The 24,287-nt window shown below is 63.6% G+C and carries 22 protein-coding genes; 12 read left to right on the forward strand and 10 right to left on the reverse strand.

Features of this window, described 5'->3' with window-relative positions:
- Positions 1–6: 6 nt before the first annotated feature.
- Both LFT47_RS19175 and LFT47_RS19180 read left to right on the forward strand, forming a co-directional pair.
- On the forward strand, positions 7–1,026 hold the full coding sequence (locus tag LFT47_RS19175) for a succinylglutamate desuccinylase/aspartoacylase family protein (protein ID WP_236813198.1): 1,020 nt from the start codon (positions 7–9) through the stop codon (positions 1,024–1,026).
- Positions 1,023–2,219: a M20 family metallopeptidase gene (locus LFT47_RS19180; protein WP_236813200.1), complete on the forward strand. Its 1,197-nt coding sequence runs from the start codon at positions 1,023–1,025 to the stop codon at positions 2,217–2,219. Before LFT47_RS19175 ends, LFT47_RS19180 begins: the two co-directional genes overlap by 4 nt.
- A gap of 93 nt (positions 2,220–2,312) precedes the next feature.
- On the opposite strand, the gene LFT47_RS19185 is transcribed toward LFT47_RS19180, so the two are convergent.
- Both LFT47_RS19185 and LFT47_RS19190 read right to left on the reverse strand, forming a co-directional pair.
- Positions 2,313–3,803 (reverse strand): amino acid permease, encoded by a 1,491-nt coding sequence (locus LFT47_RS19185; RefSeq protein ID WP_236813202.1) that lies wholly within the window; start codon positions 3,801–3,803, stop codon positions 2,313–2,315.
- A gap of 46 nt (positions 3,804–3,849) precedes the next feature.
- The gene (locus tag LFT47_RS19190) at positions 3,850–4,248 is read right to left on the reverse strand and encodes a RidA family protein (protein WP_236813204.1); all 399 of its coding nucleotides are present in this window, start codon (positions 4,246–4,248) and stop codon (positions 3,850–3,852) included.
- A gap of 167 nt (positions 4,249–4,415) precedes the next feature.
- Here LFT47_RS19190 and LFT47_RS19195 point away from each other — a divergent pair, with 167 nt between their 5' ends.
- Genes LFT47_RS19195 through LFT47_RS19220 form a run of 6 tightly spaced genes read left to right on the forward strand, consistent with a single transcriptional unit; the run spans position 4,416 to position 11,436 of the window.
- Entirely contained in the window at positions 4,416–5,273 is an 858-nt protein-coding gene (locus LFT47_RS19195) for a fumarylacetoacetate hydrolase family protein (RefSeq protein WP_236813206.1), read from the forward strand.
- 33 nt (positions 5,274–5,306) lie between these two features.
- Entirely contained in the window at positions 5,307–5,789 is a 483-nt protein-coding gene (locus LFT47_RS19200; RefSeq protein ID WP_236813208.1) for a cupin domain-containing protein, read from the forward strand.
- A gap of 5 nt (positions 5,790–5,794) precedes the next feature.
- Entirely contained in the window at positions 5,795–6,685 is an 891-nt protein-coding gene (locus LFT47_RS19205; protein ID WP_236818711.1) for an acyl-CoA thioesterase, read from the forward strand.
- Positions 6,686–6,726: 41 nt separating this feature from the next.
- Complete coding sequence (locus tag LFT47_RS19210; RefSeq protein WP_236813210.1) at positions 6,727–8,385, forward strand: AMP-binding protein; 1,659 nt, start codon at positions 6,727–6,729, stop codon at positions 8,383–8,385.
- Between the two features lie 14 nt (positions 8,386–8,399).
- A complete protein-coding gene (locus LFT47_RS19215) occupies positions 8,400–10,790 on the forward strand; it encodes a bifunctional salicylyl-CoA 5-hydroxylase/oxidoreductase (protein ID WP_236813212.1) in 2,391 nt (796 codons plus the stop codon).
- A 10-nt stretch (positions 10,791–10,800) separates the two neighbouring features.
- Positions 10,801–11,436: a CG0192-related protein gene (locus tag LFT47_RS19220; protein WP_236813214.1), complete on the forward strand. Its 636-nt coding sequence runs from the start codon at positions 10,801–10,803 to the stop codon at positions 11,434–11,436.
- Positions 11,437–11,440: 4 nt separating this feature from the next.
- Here the strand turns inward: LFT47_RS19220 and LFT47_RS19225 are convergent, their stop codons facing one another.
- From LFT47_RS19225 to LFT47_RS19255, 7 genes are all read right to left on the reverse strand, one after another.
- The gene (locus tag LFT47_RS19225) at positions 11,441–11,863 is read right to left on the reverse strand and encodes a heat shock protein transcriptional repressor HspR (RefSeq protein ID WP_236813216.1); all 423 of its coding nucleotides are present in this window, start codon (positions 11,861–11,863) and stop codon (positions 11,441–11,443) included.
- A 29-nt stretch (positions 11,864–11,892) separates the two neighbouring features.
- Positions 11,893–12,855, reverse strand: a complete 963-nt coding sequence (locus LFT47_RS19230) for a DnaJ C-terminal domain-containing protein (protein WP_236813218.1) — start codon at positions 12,853–12,855, stop codon at positions 11,893–11,895.
- A gap of 234 nt (positions 12,856–13,089) precedes the next feature.
- Complete coding sequence (locus tag LFT47_RS19235; protein ID WP_236813220.1) at positions 13,090–13,773, reverse strand: nucleotide exchange factor GrpE; 684 nt, start codon at positions 13,771–13,773, stop codon at positions 13,090–13,092.
- A gap of 2 nt (positions 13,774–13,775) precedes the next feature.
- Entirely contained in the window at positions 13,776–15,644 is a 1,869-nt protein-coding gene (gene dnaK / locus LFT47_RS19240) for a molecular chaperone DnaK (RefSeq protein ID WP_236813222.1), read from the reverse strand.
- 331 nt (positions 15,645–15,975) lie between these two features.
- Complete coding sequence (locus tag LFT47_RS19245) at positions 15,976–16,824, reverse strand: DUF817 domain-containing protein (RefSeq protein ID WP_236813224.1); 849 nt, start codon at positions 16,822–16,824, stop codon at positions 15,976–15,978.
- 7 nt (positions 16,825–16,831) lie between these two features.
- Positions 16,832–17,623, reverse strand: coding sequence for an oxygenase MpaB family protein (locus LFT47_RS19250; protein WP_236813226.1), 792 nt, complete (start codon positions 17,621–17,623; stop codon positions 16,832–16,834).
- Positions 17,624–17,644: 21 nt separating this feature from the next.
- The gene (locus LFT47_RS19255) at positions 17,645–18,370 is read right to left on the reverse strand and encodes a TetR/AcrR family transcriptional regulator (protein ID WP_236813228.1); all 726 of its coding nucleotides are present in this window, start codon (positions 18,368–18,370) and stop codon (positions 17,645–17,647) included.
- A 158-nt stretch (positions 18,371–18,528) separates the two neighbouring features.
- On the opposite strand from LFT47_RS19255, the gene LFT47_RS19260 reads away from it, so the two are divergent.
- Entirely contained in the window at positions 18,529–19,464 is a 936-nt protein-coding gene (locus tag LFT47_RS19260) for an NAD-dependent epimerase/dehydratase family protein (RefSeq protein WP_236818713.1), read from the forward strand.
- Here LFT47_RS19260 and LFT47_RS19265 read toward each other — a convergent pair.
- Entirely contained in the window at positions 19,440–21,620 is a 2,181-nt protein-coding gene (locus tag LFT47_RS19265) for an MMPL family transporter (protein ID WP_236813230.1), read from the reverse strand. The genes LFT47_RS19260 and LFT47_RS19265 overlap by 25 nt on opposite strands.
- Positions 21,621–21,722: 102 nt before the next feature.
- Between LFT47_RS19265 and LFT47_RS19270 the strand changes: the two genes are divergently transcribed.
- From LFT47_RS19270 to LFT47_RS19280, 3 genes are all read left to right on the forward strand, one after another.
- Complete coding sequence (locus LFT47_RS19270) at positions 21,723–22,235, forward strand: MarR family winged helix-turn-helix transcriptional regulator (protein ID WP_236813233.1); 513 nt, start codon at positions 21,723–21,725, stop codon at positions 22,233–22,235.
- Positions 22,236–22,307: 72 nt separating this feature from the next.
- Positions 22,308–22,970 (forward strand): hypothetical protein, encoded by a 663-nt coding sequence (locus LFT47_RS19275; protein ID WP_236813235.1) that lies wholly within the window; start codon positions 22,308–22,310, stop codon positions 22,968–22,970.
- 35 nt (positions 22,971–23,005) lie between these two features.
- Entirely contained in the window at positions 23,006–24,232 is a 1,227-nt protein-coding gene (locus LFT47_RS19280) for a pyridoxal phosphate-dependent aminotransferase (RefSeq protein WP_236813236.1), read from the forward strand.
- The last annotated feature ends 55 nt before the right edge of the window (positions 24,233–24,287 follow it).

The following is a 24,287-nucleotide window of genomic DNA, read 5'->3' on the forward strand; positions in this document are numbered from 1 at the left end:
CCCGCAATGAGCGTATTCGAGGTCGGGTCCCTCCACGTACCCGCAGGGGAACTGCGACACGGTCGCCTGACCGCCACCACATCCGCCTCCGGACAAATAGTCAGTGTGCCGGTGAGCATCATGCACGGGGCGGAGCCTGGTCCTGTCCTTCTTGTCACTGGAGCCACGCATGGCACTGAAATCACGGGAACACGAACACTTCTCAAGCTCATCGCGCGCATTGACCCGGCGAGGCTGCGAGGAACATTGATCTCAGTTCCGGTGACCAATCCCCTTGCTTTCGACCGTGCGACCTACGCCTCTCCCGAGGACGGCATCCACCTGGGAATGCCGTGCTACTGGCCCAGCGACCCAGCCGGATCACCAACGCTGCGGATAGGGGCGCAAGTCCGGAGTCTCTTCGATGTCGCGACTCACTACATCGACTTGCACAACAACGCGGAGCCGGCGGTGCCCATGTCGATGGAGTTCGCGGCGCAGTGCTCCTCACCCGAGGTCCGCCAAGTCCAGCGCGCAATGGCGGAAGCTTTCGGAGTCACCCCGGTGCTGATGACCGACCCAGAGGACGGCACCGCGGAGAAGGTGGGGTCCGTGGACGGCCAACCCGCTGCTGCCGCGTCAGCACATGGTATTCCGGGGCTGATGGTCGAGTTGCTCGACGAGCATGGACACCAAGGATACGAAGCGGGTGTCCGAGGTGTCCTCAACATCATGTCCAAGCTAGGAATGTTGGAGGAACCAGTTGCACCCCAGTTGGTGGAAAGGCTCCACGGAAGTTTCACCTACCATGGGGTACTCACCTCCCGCGAGTCAGGTGTTCTATTCCCGGTTTGCGATCCAGGAACAGTTATGGAGCAAGGCAGCGTTGTTGCGCACATCGTGGGCATGGATGGGTCGATGTTGGAAGAGGTCAAGATGCCCGTCACGGGATTCGTGTGGGCTTTCCTGACGACGGCGCCAGGGGGCGGGTCCTTTGCCGTGCCCGAAGGCCATGCCGTCGGATTCGTTGCGGCGGCCGACGTATGAGCGCCAACGCAGCCATCCCCGAGACCATGGGGGCATCTGCCACCAGGAATACCCAACTCCGAAACGCCATTAAAGGGGCAGTGCAGGCGGAGATAGAGGCTTTTCGCGACCAGGCGATCGATCTCAGCCATCGCATCCACGGCATGCCCGAACTCGGTTTTGCCGAGTTTAAGTCCAGCAGGGAAGTCGCGAACGAGCTGCGCGCAGCCGGATTCACAGTGACAGAACGCGCCTTCGGGCTGGACACCGCGATCTCCGCAGTTGCCGGAGCAGGCTCCTTCAAAGCGATCGTGGTAGCGGAGTACGACGCATTGCCAGAGCTCGGCCACGCCTGCGGCCACAACCTGATCGCAGCATGCGCAGTCGCTGCGGCTGTGGGACTGAAGGGCGTGGCTGAGCAGCTCGATCTCACGGTCGAAGTGTTGGGCACCCCGGCAGAGGAGACCGGCGGCGGCAAGATCCTCATGCTGGAACAAGGTGCATTCATCGGCGCCGACATGGCCATGATGATCCATCCTGCGCCATTCGAAGACGCCTCGCCAGGCTTCCTCGCCAGCACCGGTTTCTCCTTCGAGTTCTCAGGTAAGAGCTCGCACGCCGCCGCGTCGCCATGGGAGGCCGCGAACGCCGCCGACGCATCGACCATCGCGCAGGTCGCCGTCGGTTTGCTTCGGCAGCAGCTCCCCAACGACACCCGAGTCCATGGTGTTGTCACGAATGCCGGTTCTGCTGCCAACGTGATCCCAGGAAGTTCCGCGGGTGTGTACGGGATCAGAGCCCAGACCCTTGCGGACCTTGAGGATATGGTCCCACGTGTCGAGGCCTGCTTCACGGGGGCAGCCCTCGCGGCCGGCTGCACAGTGGAATTGGAATGGGAACTGACATACCCGAATGTCGTGCAGTCGCCGCGGCTGGCCTCGCTGTATCAGCAGAATGCGGAGGCCCTAGGCCGAAGCTTTCCGAAGGATCCGGAAGCCCGCGCATTCCGTGCCTCCACCGACTTCGGCGCCGTCTCCCAAGTCGTCCCAAGCCTCCATCCGCACGTCAAGATTTGCGACTCGCCCGTGTCCAACCATCAGTCCGCGTTCACAGAAGCTGCAGCCTCGGAGCGAGCTGATCAGGCGCTCATCGAAGGCGCGATCGCGATGGCTTGGACGGTTGTGGACGCCGCGCTATCACGAATTCGCCGGTGACTCACTGGAATTCTGCGGCAACACAGTTCTCGCGGGCAAGTCCAGGCAGCACGCAGGTGGGCCGGCCGCAATGCGGTCGGCCCACCCAACACCCTAAGAGTTCGCGGCCCCCTCCAGTTTCCGGTCGCCGTCGAAATCGGAGCCGACGACGGCGGATCCGCCGGCGGTGCCGGTTGCAGAACCGTCGGCGTCGGACTCCGCGGTTCCCGAAGCGGAGCCTCTGCGGCCCTTCTTCAGGACAAAGTAGAGGATGACGATGCCGAGGGCGAACGGAACCCCGAAGATCAGTGTCATCCGGAAGGCCTCGACGAAGAGGGTCGTGACCATGATGGCAACCATGAGGATGGCCCCGGCCCATGACGCCGCCGGGTAGAGACGCAGCTTGTATGACAGAGCCGTTCCGTCTCGCTTCGCCGCGCGTCGGAACGCCAGGTGGGTCACGAAGATCATGAGCCAGGTGGCCATGGCCCCGAACATGGACAGCGCCATCATGAAGGTGAAGCCCGACTCCGGGTTCAAGGCGTATACGCAGGCCGCGACCGCGATCCCGCCTGTGCAAAGAATCAGGGCGTTGACCGGGGATCCGTTCTTGTGGAGCCTTCCGAACACGGCGGGCGCCTGCCCTGCACGGGACAGGCTGAACATCATGCGTGTGGAGATGTAGAGCTGCGAATTCATGGCTGAAAGAGCAGCCACAATCACCACGACGTTGATGACGGAGTCTGCGAACGGGATGCCGATGACCTGCATGACGGTGACGAAGGGGCTGTTTCCGGCAAGGATCTGGCTGACGGGTGCAATGGCCAGGATCAGCGCCAGGGTCAGGATGTAGAAGAGGAAGAGCCGGAATACCGTGACCTTGAAAGCCTTCTTGACGGCCGTTCCCGGATCCTTCGCTTCGCCCGCAGCGATGGCGATCATCTCCACCGAGAGGTAGCTGAAGATCGCCACAATCACGGCCACCCACATGCCGGACACGCCGTTGGGGAAGAACCCGCCCTCGGCAGTGTAGTTGTGGATTCCGTATCCAGCCTCTCGCTTTCCAAAGACCAGGATGGCGGCGAGCAGGATGAATCCGAGGATGGCGAACACCTTGATGCTGGAGAACCAGTATTCCAGGGTGCCGAAGGCCTTGACGTTGAACATGTTGACCGCGATGAGGACACCGGCAAACAACAGGATCCAGACCAGCGGAGGAACTCCGGGGAACCACAGCTTCATGTAGTCCCCGATCGCAAGCACTTCGGTGCCCACGGCCAGCACAACGCAGGACCAGTAGAGGTACTTCACCAGGAATCCGGCGAGGGGCGAAATGTAGTACTCGGCGAAGGCCCCGAAGGACCCGGTGGTCGAATGGGCCACGGTCATCTCAGCCAGCGCGCCCATCAGCATCACGGCGATCAGGCCACCGATCGCATAACTCAGCAGGACGCTGGGTCCGGCGAAAGATATGGCGAACTTGCTTCCGAGGAAAAGCCCAGTGCCGATCGCGCCGCCCAGCGCGATCATGGTCAACTGTGGGCTGGTGAGTTCGCGCTTGAGTCCGCGTTCGCGGTTTTTAATCAGGTCGAAGCTGTGTGACATCGTTGTCTCCTTGCTCGAAAGTTCTTGGGGAGTTGTGCCGCAGGGGCTAGCGCTCCGGAATGACGGCGATGCCTTGGATCTCGATGAGGGCTTCCTTCTGCCACAGCCGGGTGACACCGATTCCGGCCATCGCGGGATACTCAGAACCGGCCATTTCGCGCCAGATCCGACCAATCTCGCGGCCGTTGGCCATGTAGTCGTCCACGTCGGTGAGGTAAATGGTCACGCTGACCAGGTCCTCAGGTAGTCCGCCGGCTTCGCGCAGGGTGGTCAGCACATTGGAAAACGCCTGCGTGAACTGTTCCACGATCCCGCCGGGAACGATGTTCATGTCCTTGTCCAGGGCCGTCTGGCCACCCAAGAACAGCGTGTTTCCGGCAAGCATTCCGTGCGCAAAGCCCGACGGCTTCGGGAGCGAACCTGGATTGACGGTCTTGTGGCTCATGTTGTTCCTCCTCTTGGTGGCGGCTGCGACATGTTCGAAAAATCCCTGTGCAGATCATTCCCCGCCGTGCTACGTTGAGCATATGTGACGATCGTAAAAAAGTCGACACATCAGAAGACGCATCGGAATGAATGTAGGAATCGACAGCATACGAAGGGACAACACGCATGAAGCTGGCCACCTTACGGACAGCCGACGGGGGCACGACGGCGGCGCTCGCTTTGGGCGGGAACAGTTACGTACCGCTGCCGGCCAACGACGTCGGAGCACTTCTCGCCGTCCCGGACTGGCGCGCCCTGGCGGAAGCAGCGTTTGTTGCAGCGTCTGGACCGGGAGTCGTTTTCGCACCTGCCGGCGAGCTGGCACCTCTGCTTCCACGGGCCGGAAAAGTCATCTGCTGCGGGTTGAACTACGGCGACCACATTCAGGAGATGGGCCGCGAACTGCCGGAATACCCCACGCTCTTCGCGAAGTACGCGGACACCCTAATCGGGCCGGCTGAGACGATCCATGTCCACGGCAGCGCGAAGGTCGACTGGGAAGCCGAGCTGGCCGTCGTGGTCGGCTCCGTGCTGTTCCGCGCGGACGAGGACCAAGCCCGCGCGGCAATTGCCGGGTACACAATCGCCAACGACGTTTCCATGCGCGACTGGCAGAACCGCACGCTGCAGTGGTTTCAGGGCAAGGCGTTCGACGGAACCACCCCGGTAGGCCCAGTCATGGTGACCGCGGACGAGGTCGACGGCGACTTCGAGGTCCGCGGTTATGTCAACGGCGAGCTGGTGCAGCACGGGAACACCAGCACCTTGGTGTTCGAACCGGCGAAACTCCTTTCCTACATCTCCCAGTTCACTATCCTGCGCCCCGGAGACCTTGTCCTGACCGGTACGCCCGGCGGAGTCGGCATGGGTATGACACCGCCGCGCTTCCTGAACGACGGCGATGTCCTCACCACCGAAATCGACGGGATCGGAAGGCTGGAAAACCAATTCAGAATCCACGCACCCGTCCCCGCCAACGCCTAGACCAATACCAACCACTTCAAAGGAGTGAGCATCATGAGCGAAACCGCCACCGAATACCGAACCGAAGGCGACAACTCCACCTACGCCCAGCCCGACGGCAAAGTGATTCCGGTCGTCACGCGCGCCGGCGAAGAGGATACCAACACGGCCCAGTCCGGCGATTGCGTTCGCGTCTCGGGCGTCAGCATCCAGCACACGCCGGCCACCAAGATCTGGTTCGGGCAGGTCTCCAACGTTCCCGGCTATCGTTCCTTGCCGCACCACCATGGCGAAGCGGAAACCGGCGGCTACGTGCTCCGCGGCCACGGACGCATCTATTTCGGCGAGAACTACTCCGAATTCCTGGACATGAAGACCGGCGACTGGGTATTCGTCCCGCCGTTCATGCCACACGTCGAGGCCAACATGTCCGTCACCGAAGAACTCGTGTGGCTGACCGCGCGCACCCCGGAGAACCTCGTGGTCAACCTCGAAGACGTTGCCGACGAGACCCTAGCAGACTTCCGCAGGGCCTGATGGACATGTCCACTGGAATCCTGACCTCGGAGACGTTCCTCAAGGCCATCGAACTGACGGCCGTCCCCGCCCAGATCCACGACGAAGCCTACGAAGCCACGTCGCAGTACGTTCCGTGGCCCAAGGCTTACGGCGGAGACATGGTGGCCCAGGCCGCCGCAGCGATGATGCGCTCGGTGGACGCCGACCGCTCGCTGCATTCCATGCACAGCTACTTCATGCGCCCAGTGGAGATCGGGGCAACGGTCCGCTACGAGGTTGAACGCCTCCGCGACGGCCGCGGATACTCGACCCGAAGCGTGCGGGGCCACCAGAACGGCAAGACCGTGTACGCCGCGATGGGCTCCTTCCAAGTGCCCGAAGACGGCCCGGACTTCCAGCCGGAGGCGCCTACCGCCGTCGAACCCGAATCCCTGCGCAGCGCCGCCGAGGTGCTACAGGGGGTCGAGGGGCCGGCTGCCGAGTACTGGTCCTCGAAGCGCAGCTTCGACATGCGACATATTCCCGGACCGGTATATCTGCAGGTCGAAGGCGATTCTGTGCCGCATCAGGCAATCTGGGTGAAAGCCTTCGAGCAATTGCCCGACGCCGGTGACGATCACGCGACGGCAGATCTGCACCGGGCCGCGCTGGCATACGTCTGCGACTACACCATCCTTGAGCCTCTGCTCCGGGTGAACGGGCTCCACTGGTCCAGCCCCGGACTTGCCACGGCCAGCCTGGACCACTCCATGTGGTTCCACCGGGACGGCCGCGCGGATGACTGGGTCCTGTACGCCCAGGAGGCCGTGTCCGGACAAAGCAACAGGGGGCTGGCCACGGGCCGTTTCTTTGACAGGCAAGGACGCCTGCTGGCAACGGTTGCCCAGGAAGGCATGATCCGCGCCGGCTCCTGAACACCTTCGACTTATCCGCCGTATTACTGAAAGGAGTGGCCATGACAATGTTGAGATCAGCCCACGTGGACACCTTCACCCGCGACCATTTGCCACCGGCCGGCACGTGGCCGACCCTCGAATTCACCCTGCCGGAACTCCAGTACCCGGCGACGCTCAACGCAGCAGCGGCGCTCATTGACGACGCCGTCGCAAACCATGGTGCCGGACGCCCCGCGCTGCGAACCCCCGACGGCGCGGTCTGGACTTACGGTGAACTGCAGCAGCGGGCCAACCAAGTCGCCCAGGTCCTCACCGAAGACCTCGCAGTGGTACCCGGCAACCGCGTCATGCTGCGCGGACCGAACAATCCCTGGATTGTCGCGGCCTGGCTTGGCGTGCTCAAAGCCGGAGCCGTCGTTGTCACCACCATGCCGATGCTGCGTTCCAGCGAAGTCGGCACGCTTATCAGCCTCACACGTCCCACCGTAGCCATCTCCGACCACCGGTTCATGGACGAACTGCTCACGGCCGTAGGAGAGGACACCATTGTCCTCTCCTACGGATCCGACGACGCCGGCGACCTCGCGTCCCGCTGTGCCGCCAAGAGCGGCGAGTTCGCTGCCGTGCCGACCTCCGCCGACGACGTCGCGCTGCTCGGCCCGACGTCGGGCACCACGGGCACGCCCAAGATCACCATGCATTTCCACCGGGACATCCTCGCGAACGCCGACACTTTTGCCCGCCATATTCTGCAGCCAACCGCCGACGACGTGTTTGCCGGTTCACCACCCCTCGCCTTCACGTTCGGTCTCGGTGGGCTGGTGGTCTTCCCCCTGCGCTTCGGCGCATCCTCGCTGCTGACAGAACGGGCCACCCCCGTGGAACTTGCCGAGAGTGCTGCAGCTGCCGGGGCCACCATCCTGTTCACCGCGCCCACTGCGTACCGGGCCATCCTCAAGGAAGGCCGCGGATCGTTGCTCCGCAAGCTCCGGGTAGCGGTCTCGGCGGGCGAACACTTGCCCAAGGAAACGTGGGAGGCAGTTCAAGCAGCCACAGGGCTCCGGCTCGTCAATGGCATCGGAGCCACCGAATTGTTGCATGTGTTCATTTCCGCGTCCGGGGACGACATCCGGCCCGGCACCACCGGACGGGCCGTGCCCGGGTACAGGGCAGCCATCCTCGACGACGAGGGCCTGGAACTAGGACCCGGGCAGCTTGGGCGGCTCGCCGTCATCGGCCCTACCGGATGCCGCTACCTGGACGACCCGCGGCAAGCGAATTATGTGGTCAACGGCTGGAACGTCACCGGCGATACCTTCACGAAAGACGAGGACGGGTACTTCACGTATCAGGCCCGGTCGGACAACATGATCGTTTCCTCCGGCTACAACATCGGCGCCCCCGAGGTGGAAACCGCCATCGACCTGCACCCGGACGTGGTGGAGAATGCCGTCATCGGCCGGCCCGACGAGGCACGCGGCAGTGTCGTCTGCGCGTTCATCGTCCTGAGCGAAGGCGTCAGGGGCGATGACGCGAAGCGCAAGGAAATCCAGGACTTCGTCAAACGGACGATCGCCCCCTACAAGTACCCGCGGGACATCCGGTTCGTCGATGAACTTCCCCGCAATCCCAGCGGCAAGCTGCAGCATTTCAAGCTGCGCGACCGTATCAACAACGACCCCGAACAGCTTGCCGGCGCAGGCCTGGGCCAGGCCTGAGAAGGAGCAAAAGCATGAAAATCGCAATCGTAGGAGGCGGCCCCGGCGGCCTGTACTTCGCGGCATTGATGAAGCAACTCGACCCGTCACACAAGATCACCCTCTGGGAACGCAACGCCGCCAGCGACACTTTCGGTTTCGGCGTCGTATTCTCCGATGAGACGCTCGGCGGCATAGGCAACGCCGACGCGGTGGTGGCCGAGTACATGGGCCGGCGCTTCGCCCGCTGGTCCGACATCGACATCCATTTCGGCGGGGAAACGGTGACGGTGGGCGGCCAGGGCTTTGCGGCCATGAGTCGCAAGGAACTGTTGGAACTGCTTCAGCGCCGGTGCGCCGAGCTCGGCGTCGACCTGCGTTTCCAGACCGTTGCGCCGCCGGTTGAGGAGCTTGAGGCCAACTATGACCTGGTCCTCGCAGCGGATGGCATCAACTCCCAGATCCGCGCGAAGTACGCGGACTCCTTCACTCCAAGCCTGGATCTGCGGCCCAACAAGTTCATGTGGCTGGGTACGGACCAGGTGTTCGAGGCGTTCAAGTTCTTCGTCAAGGAAACCGAATGGGGAGTCATGCAGATCCATGGCTACCCGTATTCCGACGAAGGATCCACGTTCATTGTCGAGATGCACGAGGACGTGTGGCGGGCTGCCGGCTTCGACGAGACCGCTTCCGACGTGTTACCTCCCGGGGTCTCGGATGAAAAGGCGATTGCCAAGATCCGCACGATCTTTGAGGAGGAACTCGACGGCTACGAGGTCCTGTCCAACAACTCCAAATGGATCAACTTCACCACCGTGCGTAACGAGAGCTGGCGCCACAACAATGTCGTGTTGCTCGGCGACGCGGCTCATACCGCACACTTCTCCATCGGTTCCGGAACCAAACTGGCCATGGAGGACTCCCTGGCACTCGCCGCGTGCCTGCACGAGCACCCGGACGTGGAGTCGGCGTTGTCTGCCTATGAAGCGGAGCGTCGTCCGGTTGTCGCATCCACCCAGCGCGCCGCCCAGGCTTCGCTTGAATGGTTCGAACGGATCGCCCAATACAAGGAGCAGGATCCGACGCAGTTCGCCTTCAACCTCCTCACGCGGAGCCGCCGCATCACACAGGAAAACCTGCGGCTGCGCGACCCGGAATTCGCCGACGCCGTGGACCGCAACTTCGCCGAGTCCCAAGGACTGACGGAGACTGCCCCGGCCATGTTCCAACCGTTCCGGATCGGTGGACTGGAGCTCAAGAACCGCATTGTGGTCTCCCCCATGGACATGTACTCCGCGGTGGATGGTGTCCCGGGCGACTTCCACAAAGTGCACCTCGGTTCCAAGGCACTTGGCGGCGCCGGATTGGTCATGACCGAAATGGTGTGTGTTTCCAAGAGCGGGCGGATCACCCCAGGATGCACCGGCCTGTACACGGACACACAGCGAGACAGCTGGAAGGAAATCGTGGACTTCGTCCACGCCAACTCGACGGCCAAGATCGGTGCGCAGCTGGGTCATTCCGGCCGCAAGGGCTCCACCAAGCTCATGTGGGAAGGCATCGACGAACCGCTCGCATCCGGCAACTGGCAGGCCGTTGGACCGACGGCCCTGCCATACGGTCCCGGCAACAAGACGCCGGTGGAACTCGACCACGCAGGAATGGCCGCCATCAAGGCTGAGTTCGTCGCCGCGACCCTCCGTGCCGAAGAGGCAGGCTTCGACCTCCTTGAGGTCCATGCCGCCCACGGCTACCTGCTTTCCTCGTTCCTCTCGCCGGTGTCCAACCGCCGGACGGACGCGTACGGTGGCAGCATGGAGAACCGCCTGCGGTTCCCCCTGGAAGTGTTCGACGCCGTCCGTGCGGCGTGGCCTGCCAGCAAGCCTGTGACAGTACGCATCTCGGCGACGGACTGGATCGAAGGCGGCAACACCTCAGACGACTCGCTCGACATCGCGCGGGCATTCGTGGCTCATGGCGCCGCGGGCATCGACGTCTCCACCGGCCAGGTCGCCAAGGAAGAACAACCGGCTTTCGGCCGAAGCTACCAGACGCCGTTCGCCGACCGAATCCGCCAGGAGGTCGCCGCACCCGCCGGAGCAGCCGTCATCGCCGTCGGTGCCATCTCCAGCTACGACGACGTCAACTCCATCCTCCTCGCAGGACGGGCCGACCTCGTGGCCCTGGGCCGGACGCACCTGTACGACGCTCAGTGGACCCTCCACGCCGCAGCCGAGCAGGAATACCAAGGCCCCGGGGCGCAGTGGGTGCCGCAGTTCCGGGCGGGCCGACGCAAACCGCCAAGTTCCCGCACGGATGCCGTTAGGCCCAGGCTTTCACTCTTGAAAGAGCGCGAGTCCGACGCCGACAACACGCACCTGCGATGGACCCCGAGAGCAGTCTCCGCGCCCGCACTGGCCAACTAGGCTGGACCGCATGGCTATCATCCATCGAGCAACCCTGAGTCCCAGCAAACTTGAACTCATCGAAAAGTTCTTGCCCGTCCAGCAGTGGTTCACCAAGGATGGCTCCGCGCCGCCCGAGCTGCTCGGCGCGTACCGCTTCGATGATCCGGACGGCGAAGTCGGCCTCGAGACCCACCTGGTCTCCCACGGCGGCAAGGTCTACCAGGTTGCCCTGAGCTACCGGGGTTCGGAATTGCACGGCGGGAGGGACTCGCTGCTCGGCACCATGGAACACTCGGTGCTGGGCACGAGGTGGGTGTACGACGCCTGCGCCGATCCCGTCTACGTCGCTGCCCTGGCCACCGCCATCCTCACGGGACAGCAGGAAGCAGAAGAGTTCGTGGACGTGGACGGTGCCATGGTGCCGCGCAAGAGTTCGGTCAACGTCAAAGGCAGCGGAACGCCCGGTGGCGAAGTCCCGGAGCTGAGCCCGGCAGCCCCGATCACCGGAGACGGCGTCACCAGCATCGAAGCCGGCGAGCTCACACTGCTGGTGAACCGTGTCCTCGATCTGGGCACACAGGGTTCGGAAGATTCGGCTTCCCTGAGGGGTACGTGGGCCGGTCAGGAAGCGCCCGTGCTGCTGGCGTCCCTCTTGCGACCCTAGAGAATTACTCCCCCGGACGCGGCCGCCAGACAACAACTGCCTGGGACCGCGCCCGGGGGCGCTGCCCGCGGGCCAGACTGACGACGTCGCCCGCTGCTCCCGCAGCAAAAATACGGGCCTCCATCGGGCTCCGCCGGCGCTGCAGTTCCTCGCTCAACTCGGCCACGCGGAACTGCAGCGCGGCCACCTGGTTTTCGAGATCGAGGATGCGCTTGATGCCCTCGAGGGACACGCCCTCCTGGGAGAGCCGCTGGACCTCGCGCAAGCGGTCGATGTCCCGTTGGGAGTAACGCCGGGACTTGCCCGGGGCACGGCTCGGCGACACGATGCCGAGGCGGTCGTACTGGCGCAGGGTCTGCGGGTGCATGTCAGCCAGTTCGGCCGCGACGGAGATGACGAAGATCGGCTGGTTGATGTCGATGCCCATGCCTACGTCCCCTCCCATGTGTTCTGCCGCTACAAGCGGGCCTTGGCGGCCAGGTCGTGGCGAGGATCGGCGTCGGCGGTGGCCGCGGCGAATGCCTTGACGGCCTCCTCGGCCTCTTTGTTGAGGTTCTGCGGGACGGAGACGTCGATCGTCACCAGCAGGTCCCCAGTGCCCTTCGATGTCTTGACGCCGCGGCCCTTGACCCGGAGCGTTCGCCCGGAAGGCGTGCCGGCCGGGACGCGGACGGTGACAGTGTCGCCGTCGAGCGTTGGCACGTGGATGTTCGAACCCAAGGCTGCCTCCGCGAAGGTGACCGGCACGTGGATGCGGATGTTGTCGCCGTCGCGGTTGAAGAAATCATGGGGCTTGACGTTCACCGTGATGATGAGGTCCCCGTTGCCAGCTGCGCCGGGGTTGCCCTTGCCGCGCTGGCGGACCTTCTGGCCGTCCCTGATCCCCGCGGGAATCTTCACGTCGATGACGTTGCCGTTGCTTTCGCGCAGGCTCACCGTGGTGCCGTGAATGGAGCCGGCAAAGGAAATTGAGGTCGACGCCGTGCGGTCGCTGCCCTTTTGGGGGGCGCGCTGGAAACCGGTCTGTCCGCCGCCGAAGCCGCCGCCGAACAGGTCAGCGAACTCGGGAGGGATGCCGCCGGCACCGGCAGGCTGGCGTCCGCCGCCGAAAAGCCCGCCGAACAGGTCCTCGAAGCCGCCATTGGCCGGCCCGCCGCGAGCTGCGCCCGGAGCGAAGCGTGCCCCGCCCATGGCGCGAATGGCATCGTATTGCTGGCGCTCCTCGGCATCCGAGAGCACCGAATAGGCCTCCGAGATGTCCTTGAACTTCTTCTCCGCAGTAGCATCCCCGGAATTGGTATCCGGATGGTACTTCCGCGCAAGCTTGCGGTACGCCTTCTTAATATCAGCGTCAGAGGCGTCCTTGGCGACACCAAGGATGGCGTAAAAATCCTTCTCAACCCAGTCCTGGCTGGCCACTCGGCTTCTCTCTTTCGTTTCTGGTTCAGTTTGCGCTCCGCTCATCCCACCTTAGGCGAGACGACCGCCTGAGCGGAGCGAGGCAAGGGGCCCGGGAGTGGCATCGGGCCTGCCGAAGCCGGGTGGCCAAGGATCGCAGATCCTGGGCCACCCGGCGAAGGGGCGGGGCCCCTTGTCTCGTTTCGCGATGCTGCCCCCCTCATCCGCGAAGGCACGGTGAGGCGGTAACTCCGTCTAAGCCGGCACAGCCACAATCACCTGTGCCGCGCGCAGCACGCGGTCGCCGGAGCGGTAGCCGGAGCGCAGCACCTGGCTGACGGTGTCTACTTCGATGTCCTCGCCCGGTTGCTGGATGAGGGCCTCGTGGATCGTGGGGTCGAAGTCGACTCCGGTTTCCGCGATGCGCTCCAAGCCGTACGTCTTCAGCGCGTTCTCCAGCTTGGCGGCGATCGCGGCGAACGGGCCGTCCACGAGGTCGCCGTGCTGGCGGGCGGCATCGACGTCGTCCAGCACCGGCAGCAGGGAGTTCAGGACGCCAATGACGGCCATTTCCCCTGCGACGGCGCGGTCGCGTTCGACGCGCTTGCGGTAGTTGACGTACTCGGCCTGCAGGCGCAGGAGGTCGTTGCGGAGTTCCGCGGCCTCTGCTTCTGCAGCGGCACCGGGGGCCACCGACTCTTCAGCCGGAACCTCCATGCCGTTGAGGATTTCCTCAGCCTGGGACAGCGCGTCGCCCTCGGTGGCAGCGGCGTTGGAATCAGCTGCCGATCCTTGGGGGTGGCGGGCGGCCCCGGTCTCCGGGTCAACCTTGCGGTTGTCCCGGATGACCGGCTTCTGCTGGCCGGCTCCTTCACGCTCGTCGTGCTTGCCCTCGTTGCTGGAAGGTGAGTGCTCTGCGTCGTTGCCGTGGTGAGGCATGCTTACTTCTTCTTTTCGTCTTCGTCGATGATCTCGGCGTCGACAATGTCCTCATCGGCAGCCTTGGCACCGGGCTGAGCGCCCTCAGCACCGGCGGCGCTGCTTGCGCCATCCGGGGAACCTGCTTGCGAGTAGATCGCTTCGCCGAGCTTCGACTGCGAGTGCTGCAGCTTCTCGAAAGCGGTCTTCACCGCTGCGTCATCGGTGCCTTCGAGGGCCTTCTTGAGGGCGTCGACGTCGGCCTTGACCTCGGTCTTGACCTCTTCCGGCAGCTTCTCGTCGTTTTCGGCGATGAGCTTGTCCACGGAGTAGGCGAGCTGCTCGGCAGTGTTGCGGGTGTCGGTAGCCTCGCGGCGGGCCTTGTCCTCGGCTGCGTGTTCCTCGGCTTCACGGACCATGCGGTCGATGTCTTCCTTGGACAGCGCGGTGCCGCCGGTGATGGTCATCGACTGCTCCTTGCCGGTGCCCTTGTCCTTTGCGGAGACGTGGACAATGCCGTTGGCGTCGATGTCGAAGGTGACCTCGACCTGGGGGACGCCACGCGGTGCCGGAGCGATGCCGGTCAGTTCGAACGTGCCCAGCGGCTTGTTGTCGCGGGTGAATTCACGCTCGCCCTGGAAGACCTGGATGGCCACGGACGGCTGGTTGTCGTCAGCGGTGGTGAATGTCTCGGAACGCTTGGTGGGGATGGCCGTGTTGCGCTCGATCAGGTGCGTCATGACGCCGCCCTTGGTTTCGATACCGAGGGACAGCGGGGTGACGTCGATCAGCAGGACGTCCTTGCGCTCGCCCTTCAGCACACCGGCCTGCAGGGCTGCGCCAACGGCGACGACTTCATCCGGGTTGACGCCTTTGTTGGGCTCCTTGCCACCGGCGAGTTCCTTGACGAGGTCGTAGACGGCGGGCATGCGGGTGGAACCGCCCACGAGTACGATGTGGTCGATTTCGGAGAGCTTGATGCCGGTCTCGGCGATGACGTCGTGGAACGGCTTCTTGGTGCGCTCAAGCAGGTCCTTGGTGAGGTCCTGGAACTTGGCGCGGGTCAGCTGCTCGTCCAGGTGGACCGGGCCGTCGGGGGTGACGGAGAGGTACTGGAGGGAGACGTTGGTGCTGGTAGAGGAAGAGAGTTCCTTCTTGGCCTGCTCCGAAGCCTCGCGCAGACGCTGGAGGGCGATCTTGTCCTTGGAAAGGTCGATGCCCTTGATCTTGAGCTGGTTCAGCAGGTAGTCAACAACGCGCTGGTCCCAGTCGTCGCCGCCGAGGCGGTTGTCGCCGGCGGTGGCGCGGACCTGGATGGTGGAGAAGCCGTCTTCGTCCTTGCCGACTTCCAGCAGGGAGACGTCGAACGTTCCGCCACCAAGGTCGAAGACCAGGATGAGTTCGTCTTCCTTGCCCTTGTCCAAGCCGTAGGCAAGTGCAGCCGCGGTGGGCTCGTTGACAATGCGGAGAACGTTCATGCCGGCGATTTCGCCGGCTTCCTTGGTGGCCTGGCGCTCGGCGTCGTTGAAGTAGGCCGGGACGGTGATGACAGCGTCGGTGACCTTTTCGCCGAGGTAGCTCTCGGCGTCGTTCTTCAGCTTCATGAGGATACGCGCGGAGATTTCCTGCGGCGTGTACTTCTTGTCGTCAATGGCGACCGACCAGTCGGTGCCCATGTGGCGCTTCACCGAAGCGATGGTGCGGTCGATGTTGTTGACGGCCTGGCGCTTGGCAATTTCGCCGACCAGGACTTCACCGGACTTGGAGAATGCAACGACCGACGGCGTGGTGCGGCCACCCTCGGCGTTGGCAATGACGGTGGGCTCGCCACCTTCGAGAACAGAGACGACGGAGTTAGTGGTTCCGAGGTCGATACCTACAGCGCGTGACATATGTTGCTTCCTTTCAATGGCCGACGATGGAGATTTCACCCGATTCCGATACCCACGGAGGGCTTGGAGGGCGGGGAGCACTCAACCTTCGGCTAGTTGAGCGTTCTGCACTCAACTGTACTCAGCCCTCATTCAATGTCAATCCAAAGTTGAGTCTAGTACGCTCAACTATGCTCCCTGAGCGTCAAGAAACGCCGGAACCACGGGGATTTATTGCCGATTTCGCCGTGGGAGAACGCCCGGGCCCGACGTCGAACTCGCGGGAACAGTGCCGGCTCGCCGGTACACCCCGGCGACTCCGCAGCATTCCGGCGATGTCGACGGCGGGTGTTCAGTCAGGCGGCATCGGCTTGTACACCCATGCCACCAGCACCACGGAGATGATCATCAGGAGGAACCACGAGACAAGTTTGTCCGGGGACACCAAATGCCAGCCATCCAGTTGGCTCGGATACAGCCAGGCGTGCGACCAGGTGGCGATGTTCTCGGCAATCCAGATGAAGAGCGCCACGAGCAGGAATGCCAGGACCAGCGGCATCCGGAGTCGACGCCGAAACACCCGGAAGTACATGACGCACCGGCCATAGATCACGACGACGGCGGCCAGCAGGACCCAGCGGGCGTCAACGACGTAGTGGTGGGAAAAGAAATTCACATAGATGGCCGCAGCCAGGACCGCAGTGATCCAACGCCGTGGATACCTGCCGAAGCGCAGGTCGAAAACCCGGTAAACCCGCACCATGTACGAGCCCACCGCTGCGTACATGAAGCCACTGAAGAGCGGAACGGCGCCGACGCGGAGCACACCCTCGGCTTCATAGGACCACGAGCCGACGTCGGTCTTGAACAACTCCATGACCGTTCCCACCAGGTGGAAGAGCACGATGACCCTGAGCTCGCGCAAGGTTTCCAGCCTCGTGGCCACCATCAGGATTTGGATCACGACGGCGGCGATCGTCAGGAAATCGTTCCTCGCGAGGCCAGCGTTGGCCGGATACCAGAGGTGGGCACCGAAAATAACGGCAAGGAGCGAAGCGCCGAAGATGCACGCCCACGCCTGCTTGAGGCCGAAGACGGTGAACTCCGTGAGCCTGGATCGAAGCCCTTGGACCGGGGCACTCCCCAGGAAGCGGCTCGCGCTCCCGTCGATAAGTTCCTCTACCGCGGTGAGCTCACGCATCGGAGCCCTACTCGCCTGGCCCGAGCTCGCCCGGTCCAAGCCGGCCAAGGTAATAGTTCTTCGGCCAATGCCTGGCTTTTTCCGGCAGCCTTGGATAAGCCGCTGCCAGGAGTCGCATGGTGCGGTCGAAGCTGCGCCGATCCCGGGCGTTCCAAGGAAGTCCGAAACCCGCACGAAGCCGCTCCGGCAGCAGGCCCGCGGTAAGCAACCGGACCAACGGCATGCTCAAGCGCATCAAGAACGGCCCACTCGCGGGGTACAAGAGTTCGTGAGCCACTCGCAATGCAGCCGCGTCCGGGTCGAGGTTCCGCATGGACTCCTCCCAATAGCTGGCGAAGGCCGCGCGGTCGGCGGGCCAGAGTTCGGCCGGCAGCTGCAAGGCTGTCCCGATCCGGGCATACTCACGGTAGACCCGATCGGCCGTGTCGTCGTCGAGGGCTCCATGGACCTTTTCGTAAACGGTGACGGCGGTGTCATAGAGGGTTGCCACGACCCAGAGCTGGGATTGCGCGTCGAAGGCGTTGTATCCCGGGGCGGAATCGTCCGCCGACCGGCGAACCGGGGCGTGCGCACGATTCACGGCCCGGCGCACCGCGGCCAACTGCTCGTCCGAGCCATAGACCACGGCGTAGACGTACGTCATGGTCGCGCGCAGCCGGTCCAGTGGCCGCTCGGCGAAATTGCTGTGTTCGGCGACGCCGTGACCGACCGCGGGATTGGCGATCTGCATCAGGATGGCGCGGCCTGCTCCGGCGAGCAAAACGCCCTCCGCGCCGATGTCAACAAGTCCGCGAGCCATGCAGTTACTGTACCTTCGCGGCTACAGCCCCACGACCCCCCGCAGCACCTCGAGCTGGTGGTCAAACAACTCGTCGCGCGAGGCGAAGGTATCAGCCCCGTACTGGCCGAATACCTCGAAGCTGACCGCACCGAAAACCGACGTCCAGACCAACACGCCCCTGGCCAACGCAGGCTCGGGAACGGCCACGCCCAGTTCGGCCCGGATGGCCGCCAGGTCCGCGGCAAGGGCTGGAGGAACGACGACGGCGGGCGCAACGTCGGCGGCCAAGGCACCTGCGCGGTAGGCGGCGTCGAAGATCCCCACCATCCGGTAGATCACCCGCGTTCCGGGTTCGGTGGTGCGCTCGGCGGGTGCTTGGTATCCGGGCACAGGGCTGCCGAACAGGAGCGCGTACCTCGCCGGCTCGCGCAGGGCCCACTGACGAACGGCCCGCCCAAGCGCCAGGAACCTGCCGCGGTAGTCGTCCTCCGGGAGGGCGTCGACGGCGGCATCCACCTCGTCGCCCAGCTCGCCGTAAGCGTCAATCAGCAAGAGGGTCAGCAGTTCGTCGCGGCTTTCCACATAGCGGTACACAGCAGAGGACACCACGCCGAGATCGCGCGCGACCGCCCTCAGGGACAAACCTGCGGCGCCATGCAAGGCAAGATGCTGGCGGCCCAGCCGGATGATGTCCGCCACGGTCTGGGCCCGGGCCCGCTCGCGGGGCGTCGATTGTTTGGCCGCTGCGGCTAAGGGATGTTCCATCCATCCAGCATGCCACAAAAGAGAGCAGTGGAAACAAATGTGAGCAGTGCTCTTGACATGGAATTCGAAAGGGATCATCCTGATTTCAGAGAGCACTGCTCTCGAACTAGGTCTCCAACCCAAGAACAAGATCCCCCAGCCAGAAAGTGAGCAACACCATGTACGTCGTCACAGGAGCAGGCCCCGTCGGATGGACCATTGCCGAGCAACTCGCGGACCGCGGAGAACACGTGCGCGTCCTGACGCGCTCAGGCAGCGGACCGGACCACCCGCTGGTCGAAAAGCTTCGCGTCGACGTTTCGGACCCGGCCAAGTTGGCGCAAGCCTTCGACGGCGCCGCAGCCGTCTTCCACTGCATCCACGGTTCCGCCTACCGCGCCAAAGCCTGGGCGGCCGAACTTCCCCGGGCAGAGCAAGCGGTGATGGATGCCGCTGCCGCGGCGGGCGCCGTCGTCGTCTTCCCTGAGAGCCTCTACGCCTACAGCGAGCCGGACAAGACGATCACTGAAATCAGCCCGCGTGAAGCTGCCGGTGGCAAGCGCGGGATCCGCTCCGCCTTGCTGAAGGCCCGGCAAGCCCACCCGGCGAATACCGTCAGCGTCGTTGCGGGCGATTTCTTCGGGCCACGGGCCCGCATGGCGCACGCCGGCGAGCGCATGGTCCCCCTCGTCCTCAAAGGCAAGACGGTCCAGGTTCTCGGAAGCGCCGAGCAACCGCACTCTTTCACGTACGTCCCGGATCTTGCCGCAGCCATGATCGCCGCGGCTCGGAAGCCTGAACTCTGGAACTCGGTACTGCACGCCCCCACGGGTCCGGCAATGACGATGCGGGAAATTGCGGGAAACTTCGCACGTTCGGCCGGCGTTCCCGAACCGAAGCTGAGTGTCGTCCCAGGCTGGCTGCTCCGGACCCTCGGCCTGTTTTCAACCGACATGCGGGAGCTGGCCGAAATGTTGTACCAGTTCGAGCGGCCATTCGTCATGGACTCCACAACGAGCCAGGCCAAGCTCGGGCTGGAACCGACGCCGCTTGCGGACGCGATGGCTGCGACCGTGGCCTGGTGGCGGAATCAGGAAGCCGTGGCTGCCCGTTGAATCTCCTTCGGCGCCGGATTGCGTGCCAGGCGTCCCGGCCACCAGATGCGCCGGCCAATGTCGTAAGCCAAGGCAGGCACCAACAGCGAGCGCACGATCGTGGTGTCGAGCAGCACTCCGAACGCGACAATAAAGGAGATCTGTGCAAGGAAGAGGATCGGGATGACCCCCAAGGCGGCAAAAGTGGCGGCAAGAACGACGCCCGCCGAGGTAATCACCCCGCCAGTTGCACCCAGGCCTTTCAAGATACCGGCGCGGGTTCCGTCGAGCTTCGACTCTTCCCGGACACGGGTCATGAGGAAGATGTTGTAGTCGACGCCGAGGGCCACGAGGAAGACAAAACCGAAAAGCGGAACCGAGGCATCCGCTCCGGGGAATCCAAACACATGGTTGAACGCCCAGGCCGACACGCCCAACGCTGCCGCAAAGGACAGCACCACGGTGCCGATCAGCAATAGTGACGCCAAAACGGACCGCAGCAATGCCATGAGCACCAACAGGATGACCGCCAAGACGATCGGGATGATGCGCCACAAATCAGACTGCGCGCTGGCGTTGGTGTCCACCGCGGTGGCGGTGATTCCTCCCACCAGGGTCCCGGGGGCCTTGTCATGAAGCTTCAGCCGGAGCGTGGCGATGGTCTGCTCGGCCTTCGCCGAATCGGCCTCGGAGGACAGGGGGGCGTTGATCAGCACCCGGCCGTCCCGCACCAAAGGGGCAGTGTCCATCGCGGCTTCCGCCGGCGGGCGGACGCTTGGGCCGCCTTGGGCGCCAACCACGGATGCGTCCGAGATGCCTTCCTGCGCTTTGACTTCGGCAAGTACCGCGGCCGCCGCCTTTTCCTCGGCCACAACCACCACCGGGCTTCCCGCACCAGCGGGATAGTGCCGGCCCAATGCCGCCTGGCCGGCCACTGCCTCGGATTTGCTCAATATGAGTGCCGACTGTGGAACGCCGCTGGCCTGGAGTTGCAACAGGCCCGTGGCACAGACCACCAAAACGGCAGCTGCGCCCAGCCATACGGCCCTGGGCCGCCTGGCAATAATGCTTGCCAGAAGCCCCCATCCGCCGGAAATGCCGGAGTTGGCCGGCCCTTTCCTCGGGGTACGCGGCCAAAATGCGGACCTGCCGAGCAAGCCAAGCGCAGCAGGAAGCAGTGTCAGGCTGGCCAACATTGAAAAGCCGATTCCAATTGCGCCGATGGGGCCGAGTCCACGGTTTGAATTCAGTTCCGAGAAGAGCAGGCAAAGCAGCGCCAAGGCGACAGTTGTCCCCGATGCCAGGATCGCCTCAAAGCTGCCCTTGTATGCGCGGCCCACAGCCGACCATTTGTTCGTCATGTGACCCAAGGCCTCACGGTATCGGGCCACGAAGAGGAGGGCATAGTCAGTGGCTGAGCCGACCACCAGGATGGACAGGATGCCTTGGCTTTGTCCCGTCAGTTGGATTGCGCCCGCCTTCGCCAAGGCAAAGACCACCAGAATGGACCCGCAAAGGGCGAAAACGGCAGTAAGGAGCACCACAAAGGGCAGCACCACGGATCGGTAGACGGCTAGCAGGATCACCAAGACGGCTCCGAGTGCCGCGAAAAGCAGTATCCCGTCAATGCCCCCAAAAGCGCTGACCAGATCGGCGAGGAAGCCCGCCGGTCCCGTCACGTAGGTGGTTGTTCCAGCGGGAAGTGCCGCCCCGGCCGCAAAATCCGCCGCCTTCGCACGAAGCGATTGGATGCTCCCTTTGACTCCGCTTCCTTCCTCCACCGGGACGATGAACTGCGCCGCCTTGCCATCCGCGGACGGAATCGGCCCAATCGGCGACGTCGAGTGGCTGACCCCGTTGGCGGCAGACAGTCGGGTGCCAAGCGATGCCAATCCGGCCAGTTGAACGGGTGAAAGCTTCTCAGGAGACTCGATCAGCACCACCGCGGGAACACTGCCGCTGGAAGTGAACCTGCTTTGCCATGCACGGGCTTCGGTGGATTCGGCGCTCGCTGGCAGGAAGGACGATTGGTCGTTACTGGACACCTCGCTGAGCCTTCCAAAGGTTGGGCCGCCGATTCCGCCGACCACCATCCACGCCACCAGCGATAGCACCGCAGCCGCCAGCCACCACCGCGAACCGCTGCGTCGGCCGGTTCCAGCCCACTTGTCCGTCATGCCCGCACCTTTCCTAACTACTTCCATGACGAAATATATCCATCATGGAGATAATTGGTCAATGACATCCCGGTGGGATAATTTGGGGCTGAAGGAGGCCTCATGGATGACAAACAGCACGTCCGGTCCGCGGCCGTACTCCTCGGGCTACTCCAGCAGTTCACGGTCGAAACGGAGCGGTATGTGGAGGCCATCAGCAACCGCCACCACCTCCATCGAACGGACCTGAATGCCTTGGCTGCCATGGTGGCTGCCGCGCGGGAGGGCAAAACCATGACTCCCGGAGCGCTCAGGGCTGCACTCAACCTGAGTTCGCCGGCAACAACGGCGCTTGTGGACCGGCTCGACCGGGCAGGCCACTTGGAGCGACGCCGCAGCGAAAAGGACCGTCGGCAGGTTCATCTGGAGATGACTGATACCGCACGCGCTACCGGCAGCGAATTGTTTTCTCCCCTGGCAGGCGCCATCGCCCCGGTCATTGACGCACTTTCGCCGGAAGAACTCCACATAGTCATGACTTTCATGCAGGGCGTCATCGAGGCAACCATGACGGCCCGCAAGGATGTAGAGCCTACGAGCCAGCCATCGAATGGAGTTATCCCTGAACCCCGGTGACTCGTGGACCAGTGCGGGAGTAACGTAGAGCACAACGGCTAGCTGGACCACTTTGTGGACTGGAGTGTCACCGTGGGTGTTGTGCGATCATCCCTGACCGAGCTCCTCGGGATACTTTCCGACGCCGTCTCGCCCGTACGGGTCCGCTTCGACGATGGTTCCGAACCACCCACAGGTCAATCCGCCGATGCTCCTGTCACGGTCCATGCCGTCGCCATGAACAGGGTAGGCCGTTCCCGGCGGGAAGGGCCGCTGCTGGACCTTGAGCTCAAGGTGGCCGTGGAATGCCATGGCCCCACGCAACTGGACAACATGGAGAAGCTCCTCGTTGCAATCGAACAAAACACCCAATACTCAGTGGTCTCCAGCGGTGAATTCCAGCCGGACGAATACGACGCCGGCATCCGCCAAGGCCTCGGTTTCCTCGTTCGCGTCCCCATCGGCATAAGCCTCGAGGAACCTTCCGGGCCTCCTGTCGCTGAACCTTTGCTTGCCGCCACCCGGCTAGTCCGCCTCATCCACGGCAGGTTGGTCGACGTCCACAACAAAGGCATCCCTGAGGCGTATATCCGCCCACATTCGTCCGGAACCGCCGTCGTGAGCGATCCCACCGGCCATTTCGAGGTCCCGGCCTCGGCGGACGATCTCCAGCATTTTGTCGTGGCAGTCCGCGGCACTGAACGTGAAGTATCGGCCAATACGAGCAGCCTGCCCGTCATTATCCGGTGGGAATGAGCGAGAACGGGCACCAGGACATGAAATGATCAACCATGCGTCCGATGCAGCACTCCAGCAAACTTCAGAACGTCCGTTATGAACTCCGCGGGCCCATCCTCCAAGCGGCCAAGACCATGGAGGCCGAAGGGCACCGCATCCTCAAGATGAATCTTGGGGACACCGCACCGTTCGGACTGGAAGCTCCGGAGTCGGTCGTGGTGGACATGATCCACCACCTCCGCGGAGCCCAAGGGTACAGCGATTCCAAAGGCATCTTCACGGCGCGGACAGCGATTTCGCAGTACTACCAGACCAAGAACCTGATGAATATCGGCGTCGAGGATATCTTCATCGGGAACGGCGTCAGTGAACTGATTTCCATGACGCTGCAGGCCTTCCTGGAAAACGGCGACGAGGTCCTTATCCCCGCGCCGGACTATCCACTGTGGACGGCCACAGTGACCCTCACGGGCGGCAACCCGGTGCACTATCTCTGCGACGAGAGCCAGAATTGGTGGCCGGACATGTCCGACGTCGAAGCCAAAATCACCAAGCGCACCAAGGCCATTGTCATCATCAACCCGAACAACCCCACGGGTGCGGTATATCCCCGCCACATCCTGGAGCAGTTCGCGGCGCTGGCCCGCAAGCATGATCTTGTCCTCTTCTCGGACGAGATCTACGAGAAGATCCGGTACGAGGACGCCCAGCACATCCACATGGCTTCCGTGGCAGACGACATCTGCGTCCTGACCTTCAGTGGCCTCTCCAAGGCTTACCGCATGCCCGGTTACCGTGCCGGCTGGGTTGCCCTGACCGGCCCGCATGCGGCAACCGCCGAATACCGCGAAGCATTGGAGCTTTTGGCGTCCCTCCGGTTGTGCTCCAACGTTCCGGCGCAGCACGCCATCCAGACCTGCCTGGGCGGCTACCAGAGCATCGAAGAACTCATCAGGCCAGGTGGCCGGCTCCGCGAACAACGGGATCTGGCCTTGAAGCTCCTGACTGCGATTCCCGGCGTGAGCTGTGTTCCCGCCGCCGGGGCAATGTACTTGTTCCCGCGGCTGGATCCTGACGTCTACCCGTTCGAGAGCGACGAGAAGTTTGTCCTCGATCTCCTACAGGACCAGAAAATCCTTGTCTCCCACGGCTCGGCCTTCAACTGGCCCGCCCCAGACCATTTCCGCTTCGTCATCCTGCCATCCGTCCGCGAGATCGAAGAGGCGGTGCGCAGGATCGCCACGTTCCTGGCGGCCTATCGGAACCGACCCCAGGAGTAAGCGTCTTTTTTCCACACGCTCGCTCACCTATCGCCGGATTTCCCCCAACGCTCGC

The organism is Arthrobacter sp. FW306-2-2C-D06B, assembly GCF_021789175.1.
Taxonomy (GTDB): domain Bacteria; phylum Actinomycetota; class Actinomycetes; order Actinomycetales; family Micrococcaceae; genus Arthrobacter.

What these genes read in the sequence shown, in the direction of transcription:
- LFT47_RS19270 (WP_236813233.1), top strand. Translation starts at nt 21,723, where the DNA reads ATGGATGACAAACAGCACGTCCGGTCCGCGGCCGTACTCCTCGGGCTA.
- LFT47_RS19185 (WP_236813202.1), bottom strand. Translation starts at nt 3,803, where the DNA reads ATGTCACACAGCTTCGACCTGATTAAAAACCGCGAACGCGGACTCAAG.
- dnaK (WP_236813222.1), bottom strand. Translation starts at nt 15,644, where the DNA reads ATGTCACGCGCTGTAGGTATCGACCTCGGAACCACTAACTCCGTCGTC.
- LFT47_RS19280 (WP_236813236.1), top strand. Translation starts at nt 23,006, where the DNA reads ATGCGTCCGATGCAGCACTCCAGCAAACTTCAGAACGTCCGTTATGAA.
- LFT47_RS19225 (WP_236813216.1), bottom strand. Translation starts at nt 11,863, where the DNA reads ATGGGCATCGACATCAACCAGCCGATCTTCGTCATCTCCGTCGCGGCC.
- LFT47_RS19205 (WP_236818711.1), top strand. Translation starts at nt 5,795, where the DNA reads ATGTCCACTGGAATCCTGACCTCGGAGACGTTCCTCAAGGCCATCGAA.
- LFT47_RS19245 (WP_236813224.1), bottom strand. Translation starts at nt 16,824, where the DNA reads ATGCGTGAGCTCACCGCGGTAGAGGAACTTATCGACGGGAGCGCGAGC.
- LFT47_RS19235 (WP_236813220.1), bottom strand. Translation starts at nt 13,773, where the DNA reads ATGCCTCACCACGGCAACGACGCAGAGCACTCACCTTCCAGCAACGAG.
- LFT47_RS19260 (WP_236818713.1), top strand. Translation starts at nt 18,529, where the DNA reads ATGTACGTCGTCACAGGAGCAGGCCCCGTCGGATGGACCATTGCCGAG.
- LFT47_RS19215 (WP_236813212.1), top strand. Translation starts at nt 8,400, where the DNA reads ATGAAAATCGCAATCGTAGGAGGCGGCCCCGGCGGCCTGTACTTCGCG.
- LFT47_RS19190 (WP_236813204.1), bottom strand. Translation starts at nt 4,248, where the DNA reads ATGAGCCACAAGACCGTCAATCCAGGTTCGCTCCCGAAGCCGTCGGGC.
- LFT47_RS19250 (WP_236813226.1), bottom strand. Translation starts at nt 17,623, where the DNA reads ATGGCTCGCGGACTTGTTGACATCGGCGCGGAGGGCGTTTTGCTCGCC.
- LFT47_RS19220 (WP_236813214.1), top strand. Translation starts at nt 10,801, where the DNA reads ATGGCTATCATCCATCGAGCAACCCTGAGTCCCAGCAAACTTGAACTC.
- LFT47_RS19210 (WP_236813210.1), top strand. Translation starts at nt 6,727, where the DNA reads ATGACAATGTTGAGATCAGCCCACGTGGACACCTTCACCCGCGACCAT.
- LFT47_RS19175 (WP_236813198.1), top strand. Translation starts at nt 7, where the DNA reads ATGAGCGTATTCGAGGTCGGGTCCCTCCACGTACCCGCAGGGGAACTG.
- LFT47_RS19255 (WP_236813228.1), bottom strand. Translation starts at nt 18,370, where the DNA reads ATGGAACATCCCTTAGCCGCAGCGGCCAAACAATCGACGCCCCGCGAG.
- LFT47_RS19180 (WP_236813200.1), top strand. Translation starts at nt 1,023, where the DNA reads ATGAGCGCCAACGCAGCCATCCCCGAGACCATGGGGGCATCTGCCACC.
- LFT47_RS19195 (WP_236813206.1), top strand. Translation starts at nt 4,416, where the DNA reads ATGAAGCTGGCCACCTTACGGACAGCCGACGGGGGCACGACGGCGGCG.
- LFT47_RS19200 (WP_236813208.1), top strand. Translation starts at nt 5,307, where the DNA reads ATGAGCGAAACCGCCACCGAATACCGAACCGAAGGCGACAACTCCACC.
- LFT47_RS19265 (WP_236813230.1), bottom strand. Translation starts at nt 21,620, where the DNA reads ATGACGGACAAGTGGGCTGGAACCGGCCGACGCAGCGGTTCGCGGTGG.